This window comes from Pseudomonas fluorescens, from assembly GCF_000730425.1.
Classification (GTDB): domain Bacteria; phylum Pseudomonadota; class Gammaproteobacteria; order Pseudomonadales; family Pseudomonadaceae; genus Aquipseudomonas; species Aquipseudomonas fluorescens_X.
Genome location: NZ_CP008896.1, coordinates 3,347,703 through 3,371,879, shown reverse-complemented (window position 1 = coordinate 3,371,879; position 24,177 = coordinate 3,347,703). Strand labels below are relative to the sequence as shown.

The window sequence follows — 24,177 nt, the reverse complement described above, 5'->3', positions numbered from 1 at the left end:
CATGGCCAAGATCGCCCCGCAATTGCCTATCGAAGTCGACAGCGAAACCGGTGTCTGGACCTCCGACGCCTTGCCGATGCTGTACGTACCGCGCCATTTCTTCGTCAACAACCACATGGGCATCGAAGAAGTCCTGGGCGCTGACGCCTATGCCCAAATCCTCTACAAAGCCGGCTACAAATCCGCCTGGCACTGGTGTGAGAAAGAAGCCGAATGCCACGGCCTGGAAGGCGTCGCGGTATTCGAGCACTACATGAAACGGTTGTCGCAGCGCGGTTGGGGCCTGTTCAAGATCCAGGACATCGACCTCGACAAGGGCACCGCCAGCGTCAAGCTCGAACACTCGGCCTTTGTCTATGTGTACGGCAAGGTCGGGCGCAAGGTGGACTACATGTTCACCGGCTGGTTTGCCGGTGCCATGGACCAGATTCTGCAAGCCCGTGGCAGCCAGCTGCGCACGGTGGCCGAACAAGTCTACGGAGGCTCCGAAGAGGGCCACGACGACGGCTTGTTCACCGTCAAGCCGTTGTAAGCCGAGGACCGTGCCATGGCTTTCGAAGCAATGTTTGCGCCGATCCAGATCGGCAAACTGACCATTCGCAACCGCGTGCTCAGTACCGCCCACGCCGAGGTGTATGCCACCGACGGCGGGATGACCACCGAGCGTTATGTGAAGTACTACGAAGAGAAAGCCAAGGGCGGTATTGGCCTGGCGATCTGTGGCGGTTCTTCGGTGGTGGCGATCGACAGTCCGCAGGAGTGGTGGAGTTCGGTCAACCTGTCCACCGACCGCATCATCCCGCACTTCCAGAACCTGGCCGATGCCATGCACAAACATGGTGCCAAGATCATGATCCAGATTACCCACATGGGCCGGCGCTCGCGTTGGGACGGCTTCAACTGGCCGACCCTGATGTCGCCCTCCGGCGTGCGTGAACCGGTACACCGCGCCACCTGCAAGACCATCGAGCCGGAAGAAATCTGGCGGGTGATCGGCAACTACGCCAGCGCCGCAGGCCGGGCCAAGGCCGGTGGCCTGGATGGCGTGGAACTGTCGGCAGTGCACCAGCACATGATCGATCAGTTCTGGAGCCCGCGAGTCAACAAGCGCACCGATGAGTGGGGCGGCAGCTTTGAAAACCGCATGCGTTTCGGCCTGGAAGTGCTCAAAGCCGTGCGTGCAGAAGTCGGTCCGGATTTTTGCGTGGGTATCCGTTTGTGCGGGGATGAGTTCCACCCGGACGGCCTGTCCCACGAGGACATGAAACAGATCGCCAAGTACTACGACGATACCGGCATGCTCGACTTTATCGGCGTGGTCGGCTCGGGGTGCGACACCCACAACACCCTGGCCAACGTGATCCCCAACATGAGTTATCCACCGGAGCCGTTCCTGCACCTGGCGGCCGGGATCAAGGAAGTGGTCAAGTCCCCGGTGCTGCATGCGCAGAACATCAAGGACCCGAACCAGGCCACGCGCATTCTCGAAGGCGGCTATGTGGACATGGTCGGCATGACCCGCGCGCACATGGCCGACCCGCACCTGATCGCCAAGATCAAAATGGGCCAGATCGACCAGATCAAGCAGTGCGTCGGCGCCAACTATTGCATCGACCGCCAGTACCAGGGCCTGGATGTACTGTGCATCCAGAACGCCGCGACCTCCCGGGAATACATGGGCGTGCCGCACATCATCGAAAAATCCACCGGGCCCAAGCGCAAGGTGGTGGTGGTCGGCGCAGGGCCTGCCGGCATGGAAGCGGCGCGGGTGGCCGCCGAGCGCGGCCACGACGTGACCCTGTTCGAGAAAAAAGACTTTATCGGCGGGCAGATCACCACGGCGTCCAAGGCCCCGCAGCGCGACCAGATCGCCGGCATCACCCGTTGGTTCCAGCTGGAACTGGCGCGGCTCAACGTCGATCTGCGCCTGGGCGTGGCGGCGGATGCCGAGACCATTCTCGACCTGCGTCCCGATGTGGTGGTGCTGGCGGTGGGGGGGCATCCGTTCCTTGAGCAGAACGAACACTGGGGCGCGGCAGAAGGCCTGGTGGTCAGCAGCTGGGATGTGCTCGACGGCAAGGTGGCGCCTGGCAAGAACGTGCTGGTGTACGACACCATCTGCGAATTCACCGGCATGTCAGTGGCCGACTTCCTGGCCGACAAAGGCAGCCAGGTGGAAATCGTCACCGACGACATCAAGCCAGGCGTGGCCATCGGCGGTACCTCGTTCCCGACCTACTACCGCAGCATGTACCCCAAGGAAGTGATCATGACCGGCGACATGATGCTGGAAAAGGTCTACCGCGAGGGCGACAAGTTGGTGGCGGTGCTGGAGAACGAATACACCGGCGCCAAGGAAGAGCGGGTGGTGGACCAGGTGGTGGTGGAGAACGGCGTGCGCCCGGATGAAGCAATCTACTACGCCCTCAAGCCAGGGGCGCGCAACAAGGGCCAGATGGATGTGGAAGCGCTGTTCGCAATCAAGCCACAACCCTGCCTGAGCGAGCTGGGGGAAGGGTACTTGCTGTTTCGCATTGGTGACTGTGTGGCCCAGCGCAATACCCACGCTGCGATCTATGACGCCCTGCGCTTGTGCAAGGATTTCTGACCCAACACCGAACCAATGTGGACTCGGTCAAAAATGTGGGAGCGGGCTTGCTCGCGAAAGCGGTGTGTCAGTCGATACATCCAGTGGCTGATGCACCGCCTTCGCGAGCAAGCCCGCTCCCACATTAGAGCTGTGTGGTCTTTGGGAGCTTCACCATGTTGAACACCCTTCTTCCGATTCTCCTGTTTGCAGCCCTGGGCCTCGCTGTCCTCGGCGCTTTGCGCCGGGTGAACATGTGGCGCCGTGGGCGTGCGGCCAAGGTCGACCTGCTGGGCGGCCTGCTGGCCATGCCCAAGCGCTATATGGTCGACCTGCACCATGTGGTCGCCCGCGACAAATACATCGCCAACACCCACGTCGCCACTGCCCTGGGCTTTGTGCTGTCGGCGTTGCTGGCGATCCTGGTGCACGGTTTCGGCCTGCATCACCGTCTCCTCGGCTACGCCTTGCTGCTGGCTTCGGTGCTGATGTTTGTCGGCGCCATTTTTGTCTATCTGCGCCGGCGCAACCCACCCTCGCGCCTGTCCAAAGGCCCGTGGATGCGCCTGCCGAAAAGCCTGATGGCGTTCTCGGTGAGCTTCTTTGTGCTGACTTTGCCGGTGGCCGGGATCCTGCCCGCCGACTTCGGTGGCTGGTTGCTGGCTGCACTGCTGGGGGTGGGCGTGCTGTGGGGCGTGTCGGAGATGTTCTTTGGCATGGCCTGGGGCGGGCCGATGAAACACGCCTTTGCCGGTGCCCTGCACCTGGCCTGGCACCGCCGTGCCGAACGCTTTGGCGGGGGGCGTTCTACCGGCTTGAAACCGTTGGACCTGAGCGATAAAAGCGCGCCCCTGGGCGTGGAGAAACCCAAGGACTTCACCTGGAACCAGTTGCTCGGTTTCGACGCCTGCGTGCAGTGCGGCAAGTGCGAGGCGGCGTGCCCGGCATTCGCCGCCGGCCAGCCGCTGAACCCGAAAAAGCTGATCCAGGACATGGTGGTCGGCCTGGCCGGCGGCACCGATGCCAAGTTTGCCGGCAGCCCGTATCCGGGCAAGGCCATTGGCGAGCACAGCGGCAACCCGCATCAACCGATCGTCAACGGTCTGGTGGACGCCGAGACCTTGTGGTCGTGCACCACCTGCCGCGCCTGTGTCGAAGAGTGCCCGATGATGATCGAGCACGTGGACGCCATCGTCGATATGCGCCGCCACCTGACCCTGGAAAAAGGCGCGACGCCGAACAACGGGGCGCAAGTCCTGGAGAACCTGATCGCCACCGACAACCCCGGCGGGTTTGCCCCGGGCGGGCGGATGAACTGGGCGGCGGACTTGAACCTGCCGTTGCTCGGCGACAAGCAAACCACCGATGTGCTGTTCTGGGTCGGCGACGGCGCTTTCGACATGCGCAACCAGCGCACCTTGCGCGCCTTCGTCAAAGTGCTGAAGGCGGCCAAGGTCGACTTCGCCGTGCTGGGCCTGGAGGAGCGCGACAGCGGCGACGTGGCCCGGCGCCTGGGCGATGAGGCGACTTTCCAGGTGCTGGCCGCGCGCAATATCCAGACCCTGGCCAAGTACAGTTTCAGGCGCATCGTCACCTGCGATCCCCATAGCTTCCATGTGCTGAAAAACGAATACGGCGCCTTCGGCGGCAACTACCCGGTGCAGCACCACAGTACCTACATGGCCGAGTTGATCGACGCCGGCGCGCTGAACCTGGGCCAGCACAAAGGCAACAGCGTGACCTACCACGACCCGTGTTACCTGGGCCGTTACAACGGCGAGTACGAGGCCCCGCGCCAAGTACTGCGGGCGCTGGGGATCGAGGTCAAGGAAATGCAGCGTTCGGGTTTTCGCTCCCGTTGCTGCGGCGGCGGTGGCGGCGCGCCGATCACCGATATTCCCGGCAAGCAGCGCATTCCCGACATGCGCATGGAAGACATCCGCGAGACCGGCGCCGAGCTGGTGGCCGTGGGTTGTCCACAGTGCACGGCGATGCTCGAAGGGGTGGTCGAGCCACGCCCGTTGATCAAGGACATTGCCGAGCTGGTGGCGGATGCCTTGCTCGAAGAGCCTGCACCGGCCAAGACCCCGAATTCCCGTGAACCTGCGGAGGTGCACTGATGAGCGACATTATCCGCCGCGACCCACGGGCCGAATGGATTGCCCGCAACCGCCTGCACCCGCTGCACGCGGCGATGCAACCGGAGCAGCACAGTTGGATGGGGCCTAACGGCATCATTCGTAAGAATGTGCATGGCATTGGTTTTATCGGCCCCAACGGCATCAAGCGTATCGACCGCAGCGGCGCCCAGCAGGGTGGTGCCACCAAGCGCACGGCAGCGGTGCAGGTGCAGTTGCCGCTGTATCAGGTGCCTGCGCCTGCGTTCTACATCAACGTGGTGCCGGATATGGTCGGCGGTCGCCTGAGCAGCCACGACCGCGACCTGCTGGGCCTGGCGCGGCAACTGGCCGGCAGCGACGGTGCGGTGCTGGCGGTGGTGTTTGGCGAGCATAAGGAAAGCGCCTTCGACACGGCCGGCGTCGACCGCCTGCTGGTGCTGGACGGCCATGAATTCGACGGCTACTCGCCGGAACAACGGGTCCATGGCCTGCGGGCTGTGGATAACCAGTTCAACCCGCGTCATTGGCTGTTGCCCGACAGCCGCAGCGGCGGTGGTGAACTGGGGCGCCGCTTTGCCGCAAGCCTCAAGGAGCGCCCGGCAACCCGGGTGTGGCAGATCAAGGGCAACGAATGCATTGGCCGTGCCGGTGCAGGCCAGGAAGACCTGGTGCGAGCGTTGCCACGGCTGATCCTGGCTGCGGTGGAATGCGCCGATCCCGTCAGCGAGACGCGTCATGAAGTGTTGCCGATGGAGTTATCCACAGCCCTGGCGCGCAGCTTGCCGCGTATCGAGGATCTGGGCGCCGTGGCGGTGGATCCTGGGGCAATTCCCATGGCCGAAGCGGAGTTTATTTTCTCTGGCGGCAACGGGGTCAAGGACTGGGACCTGTTTCACCAGACTGCCGCCGCCCTGGGCGCCACCGAGGGTGCGTCGCGGGTGGCCGTGGACGATGGCTTCATGGCCCGTGACCGGCAGGTGGGCGCCAGTGGTATCTGGGTCACCGCACGGGTGTATGTGGCGGTCGGGATCTCGGGAGCGATCCAGCACCTGCAAGGCATCGGTGCCTGCGACAAGGTGGTGGCGATCAACCTGGACCCGGGTTGCGACATGATCAAGCGCGCCGACCTGTCGGTAATCGGCGACAGCGGCGACATTCTCCGGGCCTTGATCGTTGCGGTCCAGGCCCACCGCAGTGGCGCCAAGCGCGATGCGGCTTAAGCAAAGGATATGGCCATGACGACCCATGTAATCAGCCTGGTCTCCATAGGCGCCCACCCGACCTCTGGCCGGCCACGCCGTGCCGAACAGGATGCCCGCGCCGTCGAGCTGGGGCTGCAACTGGCTGGGGATAGCCTGCAAGTGCTGCATGCCGGCGACATCGCCGAACCGACCCTGCGCGCCTACCTGGGCATGGGGTTGGCGCAGTTGCACGTACTGGAGCAGCCGGCCGGCGCCGATGCGTTGCCGGTGCTGGGTGACTACCTGCGGGACGCCGGCGTCCAGGTGGTGCTCACCGGCAGCCAGGCAGAAACCGGCGAAGGCTCGGGCATGTTGCCCTTCCTGCTGGCCGAGCAACTGGGCTGGCCGCTGGTTGTCGGCCTGGCCCAGGTAGAGTCCATCGACAGCGGCGTGGCCCATGTGCTGCAAGCCTTGCCCCGTGGTCAGCGGCGGCGCCTGAAGGTGCGCCTGCCGTTCCTGGCCACGGTGGATAACGCCGGGCCGAAGCCTCGGCAAAGCGCCTACGGCCCGGCCCAGCGTGGCGTATTGCAGGCGCACGACGTGCAGGTGGTGGACGATCAGTTATACACAGGCGCCGTGCTGCAACCGGCCAAGCCCCGGCCCAAGCGCCTCAAAGTGATCAAGGCCAAGAGCGGCGCCGACCGCATGAAAGCCGCCACGGCCAAGGCCAGCGGCGGCGGTGGCCAGGTGCTCAAGGGCCTCAGCCCCGAGGCGGGCGCCGAAGCCATTCTCAAACTGCTAATCGAAGAAGGTGTGATGCGCTAACCCTGTAGGACGCCGGCAAGCCGGTGCCTGCTGTTTTACTCACAATGCCTGTGGTGCCGCCTGTGGATAACCTGTTTGCGGCTGTCCACACCCCATGTAAATCAGGCGTTGTAGCCTTCTGTATGAAAAACAACCAACCTAAGCGACGGTTTTTAATGGGCTTTTTCTGTGGATAAGGAAAAACTCCGGCCCCGAGTTGCCCCCAAAGTCTGTTGGTGCTTCTGTGGATAAGATGTTCGCTACCCGCTACAGGCCTTATAAATAAAGGTGTGCAGTGGGTTGGTTGAAATATGATCAATATGGCCGTTTCCGCTTGAATCGCCACGCAAAGCCTCGATTTTGCTCGGTTACAGACGGTTTTCCACAGATAGGCCAAAGTTGCCCCCAAAGTCTGTTGGCGCTTCTGTGGATAAGGTGTTTGCGTTCCGCTACAGGCCTTATAGAACGTGGCTTACGCGCTTTCGATCAAAAAATGATCAGTTCTGGATAAAACCCGTTGCTTTGAATAAGTCACGGATTTTCTTGGTTTTATTTCGAGGGAAGAGGGCAGTTGCCCACAATTGCTGTGGGTGGGTTTGTGGATAAGTTGTTGGGGGATGGCTGCAGGGCAGGGTTCCAGGGGGCTGGCAGCCCTGTGCTCAATTTTTGACCAGATGAGGACCCCAATGTGGGAGCGGGCTTGCTCGCGATGGCGGCATGTCAGTCGATGTATTCGGTGGCTGATCCACCGCCATCGAGCAAGTCGCACCGCCGCTCCCACAGTTTGATCTCTGTTGTGTCAGTTACTCGTGTGCGGCAATTCCCTTGAGGTACGGGGCCGGGGCTGCTCCCAGGTTGTTGAGCATGCGTTCGCTGTACCAGTCCACAAAGTTCACCACGCCAAACTCATAGGTCTTGGAGTACGGCCCTGGCTGGTAAGCGGTGGAGTTGATCCCGCGCTGGTTCTCTTCGGCCAGGCGGCGGTCCTGGTCGTTGGTGGCGTCCCACACCTGGCGCATGCGTTCGACATCGTAGTCCTCACCTTCCACCGCGTCCTTGTGTACCAGCCACTTGGTGGTGACCATGGTTTCCTGGGCGCTGATCGGCCACACGGTAAACACAATAATGTGGTCGCCCATGCAGTGGTTCCACGAATGGGGCAGGTGCAGGATGCGCATCGAGCCCAGGTCGGGGTTCTTGATCCGGCCCATCAGTTTCTTGCAGCCCTGCTTGCCATCCAGGGTCATGGACACGGTGCCCTTGAGCAGCGGCATGCGCACGATGCGGTTGCGCAGGCCGAAGCTGGCGTGGGCGTAAGGGATTTTCTCGGCGTCCCAGGCCGCGGCGGACGCGGCGACGTGGTCTTTGAAGGCCTGGTCGGCCCGTGGGTCGGTGACGTCATCCCATTCCAGCAGGGTTTTCAACAGCTCGGGGTGCGAGGCATTGCAGTGGTAGCACTCGCGGTTGTTTTCCAGCACCAGTTTCCAGTTGGCTTTTTCAAACAAGGTGGTCTGGATCGCCACCTTGGTGTTCTCCATGTCGTAGGGTTCCATGTAGTGGTTGAGCGTCGACAAAAAGTCATCGATGGCCGGCGGGTTCTGCGCCAGGCTGATGAAGATGTAGCCGCCGGCGGTCTTGACGTTCACCGGTTTGAGGCCGTACTGCTTCATGTCGAAGTCGGCGCCCATCTCGGTACCGGCGAACAGCAGGCGCCCATCCAGTTCGTAGGTCCACTGGTGGTAATGGCAGACCAGTTTGGCGACCTTGCCCTTGTCGCTGGTGCACAAGCGCGAACCGCGATGGCGGCAGACGTTGTGGAAGGCATGCACCACGCCTTCGGCGCCGCGGATCACGATGATCGGGTTCTTGCCGATCTGCAGGGTCAGGTAGTTGCCCTTGGTGGGGATTTCGCAGGTCATGCCGGCGATCAACCATTCCTTCTGGAAGATCTCCTGCATGTCGATATCGAACAGCCGCTGGTCAGAGTAAAACGGCTGGGGCAGCGAAAAAGTGCGCTCGCGCTCTTGCAGCATTTGCGCGGTGGCCTTGCGTGCGGGTTCCAGCGGATCGCCCAAGCTCAAGGTTGCGGTGACGTCCATCGTGTGTGTCCTCAAGGCCATTCTGTGTGGCCGCGATAAGTGGCTAATCAGGTTTGCAGCAAGGCGTAAAGAAAGCGTGGTTGTTGGCTGCGAGTGTGGGCCCGGCGCGGCCCGTAACCTTATCCATTAACGACATGGCCCACTCTGTTCCCGACGCGCAACCCCAGTGGTATGGGGGCTGGTCGCGATAAGTATGCGAATGTCGCAGATAGGTAAATGGACGGTCGCGGCCTTACGCAGAATCGCCAGCATCAAGCCGAACTACGGCCGTGGAGAACAGCATGTCCAACAGTTTCCTGAATCCTGTCACCACCCAGACCTGGGCCAATGGTCGGCACATCGTCCGTTGCGTCAAAGTCATCCAGGAAACCTGGGATGTGCGCACCTTCTGCTTCATGGCGGACCAGCCGATCCTGTTCTTTTTCAAGCCGGGGCAGTTCGTCACCCTGGAGCTGGAAATCGAAGGCCAGCCGATCATGCGTTCGTACACCATTTCCAGCTCGCCATCGGTGCCCTACAGTTTCTCGGTCACCATCAAGCGGGTACCCGGCGGCAAGGTCTCCAACTGGCTGCATGACACTCTGCATGAAGGGCAAGAGCTGGCGGTTCACGGGCCGGTCGGGCTGTTCAATGCCATCGACTTTCCAAGCCCGAAGGTGCTGTACCTGAGCGGCGGCGTCGGCATCACCCCGGTGATGTCCATGGCCCGTTGGTTCTACGACACCAACGCCAATGTCGACATGACCTTTATCCACAGCGCCCGCTCGCCCAAAGACATCATCTACCACCGCGAGCTGGAGCACATGGCCTCGCGCATCGACAACTTCAGCCTGCACCTGATCTGCGAGAAGCATGGCCTGGGCGAGCCCTGGGCCGGTTATCGCGGTTACCTGAACCACAAGATGCTGGAATTGATGGTGCCGGACTTCCTCGAACGGGAAGTATTCTGCTGTGGGCCGACGCCGTATATGAATGCGGTGAAACGTTTGCTGGAAGTCGCCGGTTTCGACATGGCGCGCTACCACGAAGAGTCCTTCGGTGCCACGCCTCCCGAAGCCCGTGCCGACGCGGTGGAGCAAGCCGAACAAGCGGCGGATGCGCCGGAAATCGACCTGGCGGATTTGCATCAGGTCGAATTCATTGCCTCGGGCAAGAGTATCCGTGTGGCACCGGGCGAGACGGTCCACGCCGCGGCGGCCAAGCTTGGCCTGCTGATCCCCAAAGCCTGCGGCATGGGGATCTGCGGTACATGCAAAGTGATGAAACTGGGCGGGGAGGTCGAGATGGAGCACAACGGCGGGATTACCGAGGAAGACGAAGCCGAAGGCTACATCCTGTCGTGCTGCAGCGTGCCGAAGGGCGATGTGCGCATCGAGTTCTAGACTTGAGCGGTAGGAGCCGGCTTGCCGGCGATGGCGATTGTGAGGGCGCCACCGTCGCCAAACCGGTGCCCACCGGTATGGAATCAGGCGCCCATCACTTCACGAATATCCGCCGCCAGTTCACGCACCCGTTCTTCCTCGGTGTCCCACGCACACATGAAGCGTGCGCCGCCTTTGCCGATAAAGGTATAGAAGCGCCAGCCCTTGGCCGTCAGCGCGGCGATGGCCGGTTCCGAGAGTTGCAGGAACACGCCATTGGCCTGCACCGGGAACATCAATTCCACCCCTGGAATATCCGCCACCAGGCTGCTGAGCAGTTGCGCACAGTGGTTGGCGTGGCGTGCATGTTTGAGCCAGGCGTCGTTTTCCAGCAGGCCGACCCACGGCGCTGACAGAAAGCGCATCTTCGACGCCAGCTGGCCGGCCTGTTTGCAGCGGTAGTCGAAGTCTTCGGCCAGCTTATGGTTGAAGAACAGGATTGCCTCACCCACCGCCATGCCGTTCTTGGTGCCGCCAAAGCACAGCACATCCACGCCGGCTTTCCAGGTCAGGTCGGCAGGTGAGCAGCCGAGGAAAGCGCAGGCGTTGGAGAAGCGCGCACCGTCCATATGCAGGTTCAACCCCAGCTCCTTGCAGGTGATGCTGATGGCGCGGATTTCTTGCGGGGTGTACACGCTGCCCACTTCGGTGGCCTGGGTCAGGGTCACGACGCGGGGCTTGGGGTAGTGGATGTCCTGGCGCTTGAGGGCGATCTCGCGGATCGACTCCGGGGTCAGCTTGCCGTTTTCGGTGCGGGCGGTGAGCAGCTTGGAGCCGTTGGAGAAAAACTCCGGCGCGCCGCATTCGTCGGTCTCGACGTGGGCGGTTTCCGAGCAAATCACGCTATGGTAGCTCTGGCACAGCGAAGACAGGGCCAGGGAGTTGGCCGCGGTACCGTTGAAGGCGAAGAACACTTCACAGTCGGTTTCGAACAGTTTGCGGAAACCGTCGGCGGCGCGGTGGGTCCATTCATCATCGCCATAGGCGCGTTGATGGCCCTGGTTGGCGAGTTCCATGGCGGCCCAGGCTTGCGGGCAGATACCGGAATAGTTGTCGCTGGCAAATTGTTGGCTCTTGTCGGTCATGGCCCGTTCCTGTGGTCGATGTTGGTGCGCACTTTAACCAAGAACATCCGGCGGGCGCACGCACTGTTAATGCAAAGTCTCTGGGGAATTATGCACGGTACTGAAACGTTTCCTGTAAGGCGCGTCCGTGACGGCGCCCTTGATTTGCTCAAATGGCTGGCGCTGCTGTGCATGGTATTGGATCACCTGCGCTATGTCGGCTTGAGCCTCGATGGCCTGTACGTGCCGGGTCGCCTGGCGTTCCCGTGGTTTTGCCTGGCGATTGCGGCGAACCTGCACCGGGTCAAGGATGGGCCTGCGATCTTTCAATGGCGCTACCTGGGCTGGCTGCTGCTGTTCAGCGTGATCAGCGAGGTGCCGTATCGGATGTTTATCGAGGATGCCGATACGTTGAATGTGCTGCCGACCCTGGCGCTGGGTTTGTTGGTTGCCCGGGGATGGCAGCAGAAGACGCTATTTGATCGAGGATTGGCGCTGATCGCCTTGTTATTGGCGGCGGTATTTTCGTCTAGCATGATGTTCGGTTTTTTTGGTGTATTGCTGCCGTTGGCGATGCTGTTGGTGTTCAGTCGCCCCTGGTATTTCAGCGTGTTGCCGGGGTTGGTGTGTGTAGCTGCCAATCAATGGCAGGTCTTACTCAATAGCGGCAATCTCGTCGCGATGCTCGGGTTGGCCACATGCCTGATTGCGCCATTGGCCGGATTGGTCTTGTTGCGACAGGTCACACATGTCTCACCGCCGGCTATGCGGCGCTGGGCGTATGCACTTTATCCCGCGCATTTCTTACTGCTGCTACTCCTTCGAAAGGTCATCACATAGTCCCTGTGGGAGCGGGCTTGCTCGCGAATGCGGTGGACCAGCCAATGCATGTGCTGCCTGACACACCGCATTCGCGAGCAAGCCCGCTCCCACATTTGTTCGGTGTTGTTCTGGCCATGTCGTAAACGCACCTTTGCGTGGCGTGCGTAGGCATTTGACCTGCTGACGCCAGCCCTACCATCGCATCAAAGGGCCCTGCACGGGCCTCAACAATACGAAAGGCTGGGAGAGACGCGATGTTCAGCAAACAAGACCAGATCCAGGGATATGACGACGCACTGCTGGCGGCCATGAATGCCGAGGAGCAGCGCCAGGAAGATCATATCGAGCTGATCGCGTCGGAGAACTACACCAGCAAGCGCGTGATGCAGGCCCAGGGCAGCGGCCTGACCAACAAGTACGCCGAAGGCTACCCTGGCAAGCGCTACTACGGCGGCTGCGAGCATGTGGACAAGGTCGAGGCCCTGGCCATCGAGCGCGCCAAGCAACTGTTCGGCGCCGATTACGCCAACGTGCAGCCGCACTCGGGTTCCTCCGCCAACAGCGCGGTGTACCTGGCGCTGCTCAATGCCGGCGATACCATCCTCGGCATGAGCCTGGCCCATGGCGGCCACCTGACCCACGGCGCCAAGGTGTCGTCCTCGGGCAAGCTGTATAACGCCGTGCAGTACGGCATCAACACCGACACCGGCCTGATCGACTACGACGAAGTCGAGCGCCTGGCGGTGGAACACCAGCCGAAGATGGTCGTCGCGGGTTTTTCTGCCTACTCCAAGACCCTGGACTTCCCACGTTTTCGCGCGATCGCCGACAAGGTCGGCGCGCTGCTGTTCGTCGACATGGCCCACGTCGCCGGCCTGGTGGCGGCGGGTCTGTACCCCAACCCGCTGCCCTACGCCGATGTGGTCACCACCACCACCCACAAGACCTTGCGCGGTCCCCGTGGCGGCCTGATTTTGGCCCGTGCCAACGAAACGATTGAAAAGAAACTCAACGCCGCGGTATTCCCCGGCGCCCAGGGCGGCCCGCTGATGCATGTGATCGCCGGCAAGGCGGTGTGCTTCAAGGAAGCCCAGGAGCCTGGCTTCAAGGCCTACCAGCAACAGGTGATCGACAATGCCCAGGCCATGGCCAGCGTGTTTATCAAGCGCGGCTACGATGTGGTGTCCGGCGGCACCGACAACCACCTGTTCCTGGTGAGCCTGATCCGCCAGGGGCTCACCGGCAAGGACGCAGACGCCGCCCTCGGTCGCGCCCATATCACCGTCAACAAGAACGCCGTGCCCAATGACCCGCAGTCGCCGTTCGTCACCTCGGGCCTGCGCATTGGCACCCCGGCGGTGACCACGCGCGGTTTCAAAGTGGCGCAGTGCATCGAGTTGGCCGGCTGGATCTGCGACATCCTCGACAACCTCGGCGACGCCGATGTCGAGGCCAACGTGGCCAAGCACGTGTCTGCCCTGTGCGCTGATTTCCCGGTTTATCGCTGAGCGCGGTTTTGGAGTAATGACTATGCAACGCTACTCGGGCTTCGGCCTCTTCAAACACTCCCTCAGCCACCACGAAAACTGGCAGAAGATGTGGCGCACGCCGACCCCGAAAAAGGTCTACGACGTGGTTATTGTCGGCGGCGGCGGGCATGGTCTGGCGACCGCCTATTACCTGGCCAAGGAACACGGCATCACCAACGTGGCCGTGGTCGAGAAAGGCTGGCTGGGCGGCGGTAACACCGCGCGCAACACCACCATCGTGCGTTCCAACTACCTGTGGGATGAGTCGGCGCACCTGTACGAACACGCGATGAAACTGTGGGAAGGGCTGTCCCAGGACTTGAACTACAACGTGATGTTCTCCCAGCGCGGGGTGTACAACCTGTGCCACACCCTGCAGGACGTCCGTGATTCCGAGCGCCGCGTGAGTGCCAACCGCCTCAATGGCGTGGATGGCGAATTACTCAATGCCAAACAGGTCGAGGACGAGATTCCGTACCTGGACTGCTCGAAAAACACCCGCTACCCGGTACTCGGCGCCACCGTGCAACGGCGTGGCGGCGTGGCCCGCCACGATGCCGTGGCCTGGGGCTTTGCCCGTGCCGCTGACGCACTGGGCGTAGACCTGATCCAGCAGACCGAAGTGATCGGCTTTCGCAAGGAAAACGGCGTGTGCATCGGTGTGGAAACCAACAAGGGCTTTATCGGCGCCAAGCGCGTCGGTGTGGTCACCGCAGGTAACTCCGGGCACATGGCTTCGCTGGCAGGTTTCCGCTTGCCGATCGAATCCCACCCGCTGCAAGCGTTGGTGTCGGAGCCGATCAAACCGATTATCGACAGCGTGATCATGTCCAACGCCGTGCACGGCTATATCAGCCAGTCCGACAAGGGCGACCTGGTGATCGGCGCCGGTATCGACGGCTACAACGGCTACGGCCAGCGCGGCTCGTACCCGGTGATCGAACACACCATCCAGGCCATCGTCGAGATGTTCCCGGTGCTCTCGCGGGTGCGCATGAACCGCCAGTGGGGCGGCATCGTCGACACCACGCCGGACGCCTGCCCGATCATCTCCAAGACCCCGGTGCCGAACATGTTCTTCAACTGCGGTTGGGGCACCGGTGGCTTCAAGGCCACGCCCGGCTCAGGCAACGTCTTTGCCGCGAGCCTGGCCAAGGGTGAAATGCACCCGTTGGCCGCCCCTTTCTCCATCGACCGTTTCCACAACGGTGCGCTGATCGACGAACACGGCGCTGCGGCCGTCGCCCACTAACAGGAGAAATTCCCTATGTTGCATATCTTCTGTCCTCACTGTGGCGAACTGCGCTCCGAAGAGGAATTCCACGCCTCCGGCCAAGCGCACATCCCGCGCCCGCTGGACCCGAATGCCTGCACCGATCAAGAGTGGGGCGACTACATGTTCTTTCGCGACAACCCCCGTGGCCTGCACCACGAGCTGTGGATCCATGCCGCCGGTTGCCGCCAGTACTTCAACGCCACCCGCGACACCCTGACCTACGAAATTCTTGAAACCTACAAGATCGGTACCTCGCCGCAATTCACCGCCAAGGCTTCTGGAGAGAAGGTATGAGCCAGATCAATCGCCTGTCCAACGGTGGTCGCATCGACCGTAATAAAGCCCTGACCTTCAGCTTCAATGGCCAGAGCTACAAAGGCTTTGAAGGTGACACCCTGGCCGCCGCCTTGCTGGCCAACGGCGTCGACATCATTGGCCGCAGCTTCAAGTACTCGCGCCCGCGCGGCATTTTTGCCGCGGGTGCCGAAGAGCCGAACGCGGTGCTGCAGATCGGTGCCACCGAAGCCACGCAGATTCCCAACGTGCGCGCCACGCAGCAGGCGCTGTACCAAGGCCTGGTTGCCACCAGCACCAACGGCTGGCCGAGCGTGAACAACGACATGATGGGCATCCTCGGCAAGGTCGGCGGCAAGCTGATGCCGCCGGGGTTCTACTACAAAACCTTCATGTACCCGCAATCGTTCTGGATGACCTACGAGAAGTACATCCGCAAGGCCGCAGGGCTTGGCCGCTCGCCGACCGAGAACGATCCGGACACTTACGACTACATGAACCGCCATTGCGATGTGCTGATCGTCGGCGCCGGGCCGGCAGGCCTGTCGGCGGCCCTGGCCGCTGCGCGCAGCGGGGCGCGGGTGATCATCGCCGATGAGCAGGAAGAATTCGGCGGGTCGTTGCTGGACTCGCGCGAAAGCCTCGACGGCAAGCCGGCCGCCGAGTGGGTCGCCAGCGTGATTGCCGAGCTCGAGGCCCTGCCGGATGTGGTGCTGCTGCCTCGCGCCACCGTCAACGGCTATCACGACCATAATTTCCTGACCATCCACGAGCGCCTGACCGATCACCTCGGTGACCGTGCGCCGATTGGCCAGGTACGCCAGCGTATTCATCGTGTGCGGGCCAAGCGTGTCGTACTGGCGACCGGCGCGTGCGAGCGTCCGCTGGTGTATGGCAATAACGATGTGCCGGGCAATATGCTTGCGGGCGCCGTGTCCACCTACGTGCGCCGCTACGGCGTGGCACCGGGTAAAAAACTGGTGCTGTCGACCAACAACGACCACGCCTACCGCGTGGCCCTCGACTGGTTCGACGCTGGCCTTGCAGTGGTGGCTGTGGCCGATGCGCGCCACAACCCGCGCGGTGCGCTGGTGGAAGAAGCCCGCGCCAAAGGCATCCGCATCCTCACCGGCAGCGCCGTGATCGAAGCCCGTGGCAGTAAGCACGTGACCGGTGCGCGGGTGGCGGCCATCGACGTCAAGGCCCATAAAGTCACCAGCCCCGGCGAGTGGCTGGACTGTGATCTGGTGGCCAGCTCCGGCGGCTACAGCCCCGTGGTTCACTTGGCCTCGCACCTGGGCGGCAAGCCGACCTGGCGTGAAGATATCCTCGGTTTTGTACCGGGCGAGGCGCCGCAGAAACGCGTGTGCGTGGGTGGCATCAACGGTGTCTACGGCCTCGGCGATTCCCTGGCCGATGGCTTTGAAGGGGGCGTGCGCGCCGCCAGCGAAGCCGGGTTTGCCCCGGTGGAAGGTACGCTGCCCAAGGTCCTGACTCGCCTGGAAGAGCCGACCCTGGCGTTGTTCCAGGTGCCCCATGAAAAAGCCACCGCACGGGCGCCCAAGCAATTTGTCGACCTGCAAAACGACGTCACGGCTGCCGCCATCGAATTGGCGACCCGCGAAGGCTTCGAGTCGGTGGAGCACGTCAAACGCTACACCGCACTGGGCTTCGGCACCGACCAGGGCAAGCTGGGCAACGTCAACGGCCTGGCGATTGCCGCCCGCTCGCTGAACGTAACCATCCCGCAGATGGGCACCACCATGTTCCGGCCCAACTACACGCCGGTGACCTTCGGCGCTGTCGCGGGCCGGCACTGTGGGCATATCTTCGAGCCGGTGCGCTACACCGCGCTGCAAGCCTGGCACGTGAAAAACGGCGCCGAGTTTGAAGATGTCGGCCAGTGGAAACGCCCCTGGTACTTCCCGCGCAGCGGTGAAGACCTGCATGCCGCCGTCAAGCGTGAATGCCTGGCCGTGCGCGACAGCGTCGGCCTGTTGGACGCCTCGACCCTGGGCAAGATCGATATCCAGGGTCCGGATGCCCGTGAGTTCCTCAACCGCATCTACAGCAACGCCTGGACCAAGCTCGACGTGGGCAAGGCGCGCTACGGCCTGATGTGCAAGGAAGACGGCATGGTCTTCGATGACGGCGTCACGGCCTGCCTGGCGGACAATCACTTCCTGATGACCACCACCACCGGCGGTGCCGCCCGCGTATTGCAGTGGCTGGAAATCTACCAGCAGACCGAATGGCCGGACCTGAAGGTGTACTTCACCTCGGTCACCGACCACTGGGCAACCATGACCCTGTCCGGCCCCAACAGCCGCAAGCTGCTGGCCGAAGTGACTGATATCGATCTGGACAAGGACGGTTTCCCGTTCATGACCTGGAAAGAAGGTTTGGTGGGCGGCGTACCGGCGCGGGTGTTCCGTATCTCGTTTACCGGCGAGCTGTCGTACGAAGTCAACGTGCAGGCCGACTACGCCATGGGCGTGCTGGAGCAGATTGTCGAGGCCGGCAAACAGTACAACCTGACCCCGTACGGCACCGAGACCATGCACGTACTGCGCGCGGAGAAAGGCTTCATCATCGTCGGCCAGGATACTGACGGCTCGATGACCCCGGACGACCTGAACATGGGTTGGTGTGTAGGCCGTACCAAGCCGTTCTCGTGGATCGGCTGGCGTGGCATGAACCGTGAAGATTGCGTGCGTGAAGAGCGCAAGCAACTGGTGGGCCTGAAGCCGATCGATCCGAAGGTGTGGCTGCCGGAAGGTGCGCAACTGGTGTTCGATGCGAAGCAGAGCATCCCGATGAAGATGGTCGGCCATGTCACTTCCAGCTATGCGCACAACTCCCTTGGCTATTCGTTTGCGATGGCGGTGGTCAAGGGTGGCTTGAAGCGCATCGGCGAGCGGGTGTTCTCACCCCAGGCCGATGGCAGCGTGATCGAGGCAGAGATTGTGTCGTCGGTGTTCTTCGACCCCAAAGGCGATCGCCAAAACATCTGATAGACCGAGGCGCGGCCTTCGCGAGCAAGCCCGCTCCCACATTTTGGAATGCAGTTCCCCTGTGGGAGCGGGCTTGCTCGCGATGGCGGCAGTAGCCGCACAACAGAATTCAAGAAAGGTGCTTTATGACCGCAGCCAATGTGTACCAACAACGCCCAACCACCGGGGCCAAGGCCGAGTCGTCGCTGCACCATGCCGACCTCGCCAGCCAGGTGGGCAAGGGCCGCAAGAACGCCGGCGTGACTGTGCGTGAAAAGAAGCTCCTCGGCCACCTGACCATCCGTGGCGATGGCCATGACGCGGCGTTCGCCGCCGGCGTGCACAAGGCCCTGGGCATCGAGTTGCCCGGCGCCCTGCAAGTGATCGTCAAGGGTGAAACCAGCCTGCAATGGCTCGGCCCGGATGAGTGGTTGCTGATCGTGCCAAGCGGTGAAGAATTCGCCGCCGAGCAGAACCTGCGTGCCGCGTTGGGTGAGTTGCACATCCAGGTCGTCAACGTCAGCGGCGGCCAGCAGATCCTCGAACTCAGCGGCCCGAATGTGCGCGATGTGCTGATGAAGTCCACCAGCTACGACGTGCACCCCAACAACTTCCCGGTGGGCAAGGCGGTGGGCACGGTGTTCGCCAAGTCGCAACTGGTGATCCGTCACACGGCTGAAGACACTTGGGAACTACTGATTCGCCGCAGCTTCTCGGATTACTGGTGGTTGTGGTTACAGGATGCATCCGCCGAATTTGGCCTGAGCGTCCAAGCCTGAGGAATACCCCATGAGCCGCGCACCTGACACATGGATTTTGACCGCCGACTGCCCCAGCGTGCTCGGCACGGTGGACGCGGTCACCCGCTATCTGTTCGAGCAGGGTTGTTACGTCACCGAGCACCATTCGTTCGATGACCGCCTCTCGGGCCGTTTTTTTATCCGTGTGGAATTCCGTCAACCCGATGGCTTTGATGAACAGGGTTTTCGCAATGGCCTGGCCACGCGTGGCCAGGCGTTTGGGATGATCTTCGAGCTGACGGCGCCGAACTACCGGCCAAAAGTGGTGATCATGGTCTCCAAGGCCGATCACTGCCTGAACGACCTGCTGTACCGCCAGCGCATTGGCCAACTGTCGATGGACGTGGTCGCGGTGGTGTCCAACCACCCTGATCTCAAGCCATTGGCCGACTGGCACCAGATTCCCTACTACCATTTCCCCCTCGACCCCAACGACAAGCCGTCCCAGGAACGTCAGGTGTGGCAAGTGATTGAAGACGCGGGGGCTGAACTGGTGATCCTTGCACGCTACATGCAAGTGCTGTCGCCGGAGCTGTGCCGCAAGCTCGATGGCAAGGCGATCAATATCCATCACTCGTTGCTGCCGGGGTTCAAGGGCGCCAAGCCGTATCACCAGGCGTACAACAAGGGGGTGAAGCTGGTCGGCGCCACCGCGCACTACATCAACAACGACCTGGACGAAGGCCCGATCATCGCCCAGGGCGTGGAGGTGGTGGACCACAGTCATTACCCAGAGGATTTGATTGCCAAGGGGCGGGATATCGAGGGGCTGACCCTGGCCCGGGCGGTGGGGTATCACATTGAGCGGCGGGTGTTTTTGAACGCCAATAGAACTGTGGTGCTCTGATGGACGCCTTCGCGAGCAAGCCCGCTCCCACATTCGACTGCATTCCAACTTCGAATGTGGGAGCGGGCTTGCTCGCGAAGAGGCCCGCATTAACAACGCAACAAACAGCATCTGTAACCCGAGCACTTAAACGCGCTGCCCACCTAAAGGGATAGCGCAGTTCCATAAAAACAACAGCGAGGTGAAAGCATGTCTGGTAATCGTGGTGTCGTGTATCTCGGCAACGGTCAGGTCGAAGTACAGAAAATCGACTATCCCAAAATGCAGGACCCCCGTGGCAGGAAGATCGAGCACGGCGTCATCCTGCGCGTGGTTTCCACCAATATCTGCGGCTCCGACCAACACATGGTGCGCGGCCGTACCACTGCCCAGACCGGCCTTGTACTGGGTCATGAAATCACCGGCGAGGTGATCGAGAAGGGCAGCGACGTCGAGAACCTGAAGCTCGGTGACCTGGTCTCGGTGCCGTTCAACGTTGCGTGCGGCCGTTGCCGTTCCTGCAAGGAGCAGCACACCGGCGTATGCCTGACCGTCAACCCGGCGCGTGCCGGTGGTGCCTACGGTTATGTGGACATGGGCGACTGGACCGGCGGCCAGGCCGAGTACGTGCTGGTGCCGTATGCCGACTTCAACCTGCTCAAACTGCCGGATCGCGACAAGGCCATGGAGAAAATCCGCGACCTGACCTGCCTCTCCGACATTCTGCCCACCGGCTACCATGGCGCAGTCACTGCGGGCGTTGGCCCAGGCAGTACCGTGTACATCGCCGGGGCGGGTCCCGTGGGCCTGGCCGCTGCCGCTTCGGCGCGCCTGTTGGGCGCGGCGGTGGTCATTATCGGCGACGTCAACCCGATCCGCCTGGCGCACGCCAAGGCCCAGGGTTTTGAAATTGCCGATTTGTCCAAGGACACGCCCCTGCACGAACAGATCGCCGCGCTGCTGGGCGAACCGGAAGTGGACTGCGCGGTGGATTGCGTGGGCTTCGAAGCCCGTGGTCACGGGCATGACGGCGTCAAGCACGAGGCGCCGGCCACGGTGCTCAACTCACTGATGGGGGTGGTGCGCGTCGCAGGCAAGATCGGTATCCCTGGCCTGTACGTCACCGAAGATCCAGGTGCGGTGGATGCCGCCGCGAAAATGGGCAGCCTGAGCATCCGTTTTGGCCTGGGCTGGGCCAAGTCCCACAGCTTCCACACCGGCCAGACCCCGGTGATGAAGTACAACCGTCAACTGATGCAGGCAATCATGTGGGACCGCATCAACATCGCCGAGATCGTGGGTGTGCAGGTGATCAGCCTGGATGACGCGCCGCGTGGGTACGGCGAGTTCGATGCCGGTGTGCCGAAGAAGTTTGTGATCGATCCGCACAAGCTGTTCAGCGCGGCGTAAGCACAGCCACCGATAGCCCATGTGGGAGCGGGCTTGCTCGCGAAAGCGCAGTGTCAGTCAGCGAATATGGCGACTGATACACCGCTTTCGCGAGCAAGCCCGCTCCCACATGGGGTTTATGGTGTTTGAGCGTTAGCGAATGGCCAGTGCGCCCTGGTACACCGTCGGGCCGGTAGGCTGCTTGCTCACCGAGCCACCTTTGGTTTCCGAACTGACCATCAATTCCACCGGCTGGCTGATGCTTTCCTGCTGGCGTGGATTCAGGCCGATGATGCCTTTGCCATCCTCCGGCAACAGGCCCAGGGACACCGGTGTACCGCCAGCAGGCAGGGCCCACAGTTCGAGGCTGCGGTCCGGTTCCGGTGCGGTGTTGGCGATCGGTTGGACTTCCAGGTAATCCTTGTGCGCCACGATTTGCGCCGCCGGTTGTTGGGTGGTGCTGACCAGGGTCGCAGCGGACTTGACGCTGTCCTGGGTGTAGAGCGCGCCGCCGATACCGGCAACCACCACCACACAGGCGCCGATGAACAGGCGCGGGCGTGTCCAGAATGAAGGCTTGTGCTCGATCACTGGAGGTTGGGACGCAGTCATAAGGCTCTTCCTGACAAGTTTTGTAGTGTGTTGATTGACCCTGTAGCGGTCGATGGGTTCCTAGTGGCGGTTTGATGGCTCCGGCTTTTTGGGCTTTTCTGAACAAATCTGTGACGTGGAACAACCGGTTGGATGCTGAGTCCAACGACTGCTTTAGCTCCTAATTCTAGAGGTTGTCCCCATGAAGATTTCACGCGGTTTTGCCCTGTCCTGCCTCCTGGCCGTGGCCGCCAGCCCGGTATTTGCAGCAGGCTTCAGCCTGGGCGATGTGGCCAACGCCGTGGCCGGTGCCCAGGGCACCAACAAGGCCGCCGCTGCTGCGCCGACGACAGAAACCGCCGGCTTGCTGGGCGCACTGACCAAACAGTTGAATGTCACGCCAGAGCAGGCGGTAGGCGGCACGGGGGCGATGTTGGGGCTGGCCAAGAATCAGCTCAGCAGCAGCGACTATTCGCAACTGGGCAAAAGCGTACCGGGCCTGGACAAGCTGTCTGGCAGCAACGCATTGGGCAGCCTCGGGGCCCTGAGCGGCATGCTCGGCCAGACCGGCGGCAGCAAGACCAGTGGCCTCGATGGCCTTCTGGGTAACGTCAAGGACACCAACGACCTGAACACCGCGTTCAGCGCCCTGGGCATGGACAGCGGCATGATCGGCCAGTTTGCCCCGGTGATCCTGCAGTACCTGGGTGGCCAGGGCGCCAACAGCTCGCTGCTGGGCAAGCTGGCCCAGGCCTGGGGCACCGGCAGCTAAGAGCGTTCGGCGCGCAGTTGGGCTATGCGCGCATCCTTCTCCATCCAGAGCTGGTTGACCCAGTTCTGGACGGTCTGGCGAAACGCCGGATCATTCTCGTAATCCCCCTGCCACAGCGCTGGATCCAGCTCGCGGGTGCGGATATCGACAATCACGCGGGGCACCGCGCCGCTGATCAAATCCCAGAACCCTGGAATCTTCTCCTGTGGGTACACCACGGTCACGTCGAGGATCGCATCCAGCTGTTCGCCCATCGCCGCCAGTACAAACGCCACGCCACCGGCCTTGGGCTTGAGCAGTCGGGTGAACGGTGAGCCTTGCAGGGCACGTTTGGCCTCGCTGAAGCGCGTACCTTCCAGGTAGTTGACCACCGTCACCGGCTGGCGCTTGAACAACTCGCAGGCCTCCTTGGTGATCTTCAAATCCTGGCCCGCCAGCTCCGGGTGCTTGGCCAGGAACGCCTTGCTGTAGCGCTTCATGAACGGGTAATCCAGGGCCCACCAGGCAAGGCCCAGGAACGGGACCCAGATCAGTTCCTTTTTCAGGAAGAACTTGAAGAATGGCGTGCGCCGGTTGAGGGTCTGGATCAGCGCCGGGATATCGACCCAGGATTGATGATTGCTGATCACCAGATACGACGTGTCGCGCTGCAACCCGGTGTCGCCGCGAATATCCCATTGGGTGGGAATGCACAGGGCGAAGATCAACTTGTCGATCTCGGCCCAGGTTTCGGCGATCCACATCACGGCCCGGGAGGCATAGTCGCGCGAACGTCCGGGCGCCACCAGCTTGAGCAGGGCGAAGACCAGCAGGGGGCCGATCAGGATCAGCGTGTTGAGTAACAGCAGCAGTGTGACGAAACAGCCGGTGAGCAGGCGGCGCATAAGGAACTCTTGCAAGCGGGTGGACGGGCCATGATAAGCAGCTTGAGTCTAGAGGCCAAATTGCAAATCGCCTGACGAATGTTTCACTTTGTGTTGAGTATGCTCGGCCCGATCCAACTTTGGCCCGTGTTTGCAGTCTAGTATTGGCCTACCTACTTCAAGGAAACCTCTCTCGTGAAATCCCTCCTTGCCCTGCTCGCCGTTGTTGCGCTGCCAGTCATGGCCGCCGAGCCGACCCTCTACGGGCGCTACGAATACATCCAGTTGCCGGAAATCGGCGAGACCTTCAAGGCCAAGATGGACACCGGCGCGCTGACGGCTTCGCTGTCGGCCCGCGACATAGAGACCTTCACCCGCGATGGCGAGGACTGGGTGCGCTTCCGTCTCAGCGCCAAGGATGCGGGCAACAAGGTCTACGAACATAAAGTGGCACGCATCAGCAAGATCAAGAACCGCGCCGACGAAGATGACGACGGCGAAGAAACCAGCGTGGCCAAGCGTCCGGTGGTGGAGCTGCAAATGTGCCTGGGCAACGTCAAGCGCACGGTGGAGGTCAACCTTACCGATCGCAGCAGCTTCAACTACCCGCTGCTGATCGGCGCCAAGGCCCTGCGCGAGTTTGGCGCCGCGGTGAACCCGGCCCGCCGCTACACCGCCGACAAGCCCGACTGCTGATTGACGCGGCATAAGGCATGGGGCACCGTTCACCTTTAGCTCCCCTGTGC

General features: G+C 62.0%; 20 protein-coding genes. 16 read left to right on the top strand and 4 right to left on the bottom strand.

Annotated elements, in window-relative coordinates; translation table 11 throughout:
* The first annotated feature begins 1 nt into the window (after position 1).
* The 5 genes from HZ99_RS15065 (at position 2) to HZ99_RS15045 (ending at position 6,713) form a co-directional block, all read left to right on the top strand.
* Positions 2 to 532 (top strand): DUF5943 domain-containing protein, encoded by a 531-nt coding sequence (locus HZ99_RS15065; RefSeq protein ID WP_038443974.1) that lies wholly within the window; start codon positions 2 to 4, stop codon positions 530 to 532.
* 15 nt (positions 533 to 547) lie between these two features.
* Positions 548 to 2,608 carry a dimethylglycine demethylation protein DgcA gene (dgcA, locus tag HZ99_RS15060; RefSeq protein WP_038443972.1) on the top strand — a complete coding sequence of 687 codons (2,061 nt, stop codon included), beginning with the start codon at positions 548 to 550 and terminating at the stop codon, positions 2,606 to 2,608.
* A 155-nt stretch (positions 2,609 to 2,763) separates the two neighbouring features.
* The gene (gene dgcB / locus HZ99_RS15055; RefSeq protein ID WP_038443971.1) at positions 2,764 to 4,707 is read left to right on the top strand and encodes a dimethylglycine demethylation protein DgcB; all 1,944 of its coding nucleotides are present in this window, start codon (positions 2,764 to 2,766) and stop codon (positions 4,705 to 4,707) included.
* A complete protein-coding gene (locus HZ99_RS15050; protein WP_038443970.1) occupies positions 4,707 to 5,927 on the top strand; it encodes an electron transfer flavoprotein subunit alpha/FixB family protein in 1,221 nt (406 codons plus the stop codon). Before dgcB ends, HZ99_RS15050 begins: the two co-directional genes overlap by 1 nt.
* 15 nt (positions 5,928 to 5,942) lie before the next feature.
* On the top strand, positions 5,943 to 6,713 hold the full coding sequence (locus HZ99_RS15045; protein ID WP_038443968.1) for an electron transfer flavoprotein subunit beta: 771 nt from the start codon (positions 5,943 to 5,945) through the stop codon (positions 6,711 to 6,713).
* Between the two features lie 782 nt (positions 6,714 to 7,495).
* Here the strand turns inward: HZ99_RS15045 and gbcA are convergent.
* Positions 7,496 to 8,791, bottom strand: a complete 1,296-nt coding sequence (gene gbcA / locus HZ99_RS15040) for a glycine-betaine demethylase subunit GbcA (RefSeq protein ID WP_038443966.1) — start codon at positions 8,789 to 8,791, stop codon at positions 7,496 to 7,498.
* Positions 8,792 to 9,072: 281 nt separating this feature from the next.
* Between gbcA and gbcB the strand changes: the two genes are divergently transcribed.
* Positions 9,073 to 10,173 carry a glycine-betaine demethylase subunit GbcB gene (gbcB, locus tag HZ99_RS15035; protein ID WP_038443963.1) on the top strand — a complete coding sequence of 367 codons (1,101 nt, stop codon included), beginning with the start codon at positions 9,073 to 9,075 and terminating at the stop codon, positions 10,171 to 10,173.
* 83 nt (positions 10,174 to 10,256) lie between these two features.
* Here the strand turns inward: gbcB and HZ99_RS15030 are convergent, their stop codons facing one another.
* A complete protein-coding gene (locus tag HZ99_RS15030; RefSeq protein WP_038443962.1) occupies positions 10,257 to 11,297 on the bottom strand; it encodes a threonine aldolase family protein in 1,041 nt (346 codons plus the stop codon).
* 90 nt (positions 11,298 to 11,387) lie between these two features.
* On the opposite strand from HZ99_RS15030, the gene HZ99_RS15025 reads away from it, so the two are divergent.
* The 8 genes from HZ99_RS15025 to fdhA all read left to right on the top strand — a co-directional run bounded on the left by HZ99_RS15025 (position 11,388) and on the right by fdhA (position 21,226).
* Positions 11,388 to 12,116 (top strand): TraX family protein, encoded by a 729-nt coding sequence (locus HZ99_RS15025; protein WP_038443960.1) that lies wholly within the window; start codon positions 11,388 to 11,390, stop codon positions 12,114 to 12,116.
* A 236-nt stretch (positions 12,117 to 12,352) separates the two neighbouring features.
* Positions 12,353 to 13,606, top strand: a complete 1,254-nt coding sequence (locus HZ99_RS15020; protein ID WP_038443958.1) for a serine hydroxymethyltransferase — start codon at positions 12,353 to 12,355, stop codon at positions 13,604 to 13,606.
* Between the two features lie 22 nt (positions 13,607 to 13,628).
* Complete coding sequence (locus HZ99_RS15015) at positions 13,629 to 14,879, top strand: sarcosine oxidase subunit beta (RefSeq protein WP_038443956.1); 1,251 nt, start codon at positions 13,629 to 13,631, stop codon at positions 14,877 to 14,879.
* Between the two features lie 15 nt (positions 14,880 to 14,894).
* A complete protein-coding gene (locus HZ99_RS15010) occupies positions 14,895 to 15,197 on the top strand; it encodes a sarcosine oxidase subunit delta (protein WP_038443955.1) in 303 nt (100 codons plus the stop codon).
* Entirely contained in the window at positions 15,194 to 18,211 is a 3,018-nt protein-coding gene (locus HZ99_RS15005; RefSeq protein ID WP_038443954.1) for a sarcosine oxidase subunit alpha, read from the top strand. The genes HZ99_RS15010 and HZ99_RS15005 overlap by 4 nt, the downstream gene beginning before the upstream one ends.
* Before the next feature lie 125 nt (positions 18,212 to 18,336).
* Complete coding sequence (locus HZ99_RS15000; protein WP_038443953.1) at positions 18,337 to 18,969, top strand: sarcosine oxidase subunit gamma; 633 nt, start codon at positions 18,337 to 18,339, stop codon at positions 18,967 to 18,969.
* Positions 18,970 to 18,979: 10 nt separating this feature from the next.
* Positions 18,980 to 19,837: a formyltetrahydrofolate deformylase gene (purU, locus tag HZ99_RS14995; RefSeq protein WP_038443951.1), complete on the top strand. Its 858-nt coding sequence runs from the start codon at positions 18,980 to 18,982 to the stop codon at positions 19,835 to 19,837.
* A gap of 189 nt (positions 19,838 to 20,026) precedes the next feature.
* Positions 20,027 to 21,226, top strand: a complete 1,200-nt coding sequence (fdhA, locus tag HZ99_RS14990; protein WP_038443950.1) for a formaldehyde dehydrogenase, glutathione-independent — start codon at positions 20,027 to 20,029, stop codon at positions 21,224 to 21,226.
* Between the two features lie 132 nt (positions 21,227 to 21,358).
* Here the strand turns inward: fdhA and HZ99_RS14985 are convergent, their stop codons facing one another.
* Positions 21,359 to 21,817: an anti-sigma factor domain-containing protein gene (locus tag HZ99_RS14985; RefSeq protein ID WP_038443948.1), complete on the bottom strand. Its 459-nt coding sequence runs from the start codon at positions 21,815 to 21,817 to the stop codon at positions 21,359 to 21,361.
* Positions 21,818 to 21,998: 181 nt separating this feature from the next.
* Here HZ99_RS14985 and HZ99_RS14980 point away from each other — a divergent pair, with 181 nt between their 5' ends.
* A complete protein-coding gene (locus tag HZ99_RS14980) occupies positions 21,999 to 22,568 on the top strand; it encodes a DUF2780 domain-containing protein (protein ID WP_038443946.1) in 570 nt (189 codons plus the stop codon).
* Here HZ99_RS14980 and HZ99_RS14975 read toward each other — a convergent pair.
* Positions 22,565 to 23,452 carry an acyltransferase gene (locus HZ99_RS14975; RefSeq protein WP_038443944.1) on the bottom strand — a complete coding sequence of 296 codons (888 nt, stop codon included), beginning with the start codon at positions 23,450 to 23,452 and terminating at the stop codon, positions 22,565 to 22,567. The genes HZ99_RS14980 and HZ99_RS14975 overlap by 4 nt on opposite strands.
* Before the next feature lie 174 nt (positions 23,453 to 23,626).
* On the opposite strand from HZ99_RS14975, the gene HZ99_RS14970 reads away from it, so the two are divergent.
* Positions 23,627 to 24,127 carry an ATP-dependent zinc protease gene (locus HZ99_RS14970; protein ID WP_038443942.1) on the top strand — a complete coding sequence of 167 codons (501 nt, stop codon included), beginning with the start codon at positions 23,627 to 23,629 and terminating at the stop codon, positions 24,125 to 24,127.
* Positions 24,128 to 24,177: the final 50 nt, after the last annotated feature.

What these genes read in the sequence shown, in the direction of transcription:
- HZ99_RS15065 (WP_038443974.1), top strand. Translation starts at nt 2, where the DNA reads ATGGCCAAGATCGCCCCGCAATTGCCTATCGAAGTCGACAGCGAAACC.
- dgcA (WP_038443972.1), top strand. Translation starts at nt 548, where the DNA reads ATGGCTTTCGAAGCAATGTTTGCGCCGATCCAGATCGGCAAACTGACC.
- dgcB (WP_038443971.1), top strand. Translation starts at nt 2,764, where the DNA reads ATGTTGAACACCCTTCTTCCGATTCTCCTGTTTGCAGCCCTGGGCCTC.
- HZ99_RS15050 (WP_038443970.1), top strand. Translation starts at nt 4,707, where the DNA reads ATGAGCGACATTATCCGCCGCGACCCACGGGCCGAATGGATTGCCCGC.
- HZ99_RS15045 (WP_038443968.1), top strand. Translation starts at nt 5,943, where the DNA reads ATGACGACCCATGTAATCAGCCTGGTCTCCATAGGCGCCCACCCGACC.
- gbcA (WP_038443966.1), bottom strand. Translation starts at nt 8,791, where the DNA reads ATGGACGTCACCGCAACCTTGAGCTTGGGCGATCCGCTGGAACCCGCA.
- gbcB (WP_038443963.1), top strand. Translation starts at nt 9,073, where the DNA reads ATGTCCAACAGTTTCCTGAATCCTGTCACCACCCAGACCTGGGCCAAT.
- HZ99_RS15030 (WP_038443962.1), bottom strand. Translation starts at nt 11,297, where the DNA reads ATGACCGACAAGAGCCAACAATTTGCCAGCGACAACTATTCCGGTATC.
- HZ99_RS15025 (WP_038443960.1), top strand. Translation starts at nt 11,388, where the DNA reads ATGCACGGTACTGAAACGTTTCCTGTAAGGCGCGTCCGTGACGGCGCC.
- HZ99_RS15020 (WP_038443958.1), top strand. Translation starts at nt 12,353, where the DNA reads ATGTTCAGCAAACAAGACCAGATCCAGGGATATGACGACGCACTGCTG.
- HZ99_RS15015 (WP_038443956.1), top strand. Translation starts at nt 13,629, where the DNA reads ATGCAACGCTACTCGGGCTTCGGCCTCTTCAAACACTCCCTCAGCCAC.
- HZ99_RS15010 (WP_038443955.1), top strand. Translation starts at nt 14,895, where the DNA reads ATGTTGCATATCTTCTGTCCTCACTGTGGCGAACTGCGCTCCGAAGAG.
- HZ99_RS15005 (WP_038443954.1), top strand. Translation starts at nt 15,194, where the DNA reads ATGAGCCAGATCAATCGCCTGTCCAACGGTGGTCGCATCGACCGTAAT.
- HZ99_RS15000 (WP_038443953.1), top strand. Translation starts at nt 18,337, where the DNA reads ATGACCGCAGCCAATGTGTACCAACAACGCCCAACCACCGGGGCCAAG.
- purU (WP_038443951.1), top strand. Translation starts at nt 18,980, where the DNA reads ATGAGCCGCGCACCTGACACATGGATTTTGACCGCCGACTGCCCCAGC.
- fdhA (WP_038443950.1), top strand. Translation starts at nt 20,027, where the DNA reads ATGTCTGGTAATCGTGGTGTCGTGTATCTCGGCAACGGTCAGGTCGAA.
- HZ99_RS14985 (WP_038443948.1), bottom strand. Translation starts at nt 21,817, where the DNA reads ATGACTGCGTCCCAACCTCCAGTGATCGAGCACAAGCCTTCATTCTGG.
- HZ99_RS14980 (WP_038443946.1), top strand. Translation starts at nt 21,999, where the DNA reads ATGAAGATTTCACGCGGTTTTGCCCTGTCCTGCCTCCTGGCCGTGGCC.
- HZ99_RS14975 (WP_038443944.1), bottom strand. Translation starts at nt 23,452, where the DNA reads ATGCGCCGCCTGCTCACCGGCTGTTTCGTCACACTGCTGCTGTTACTC.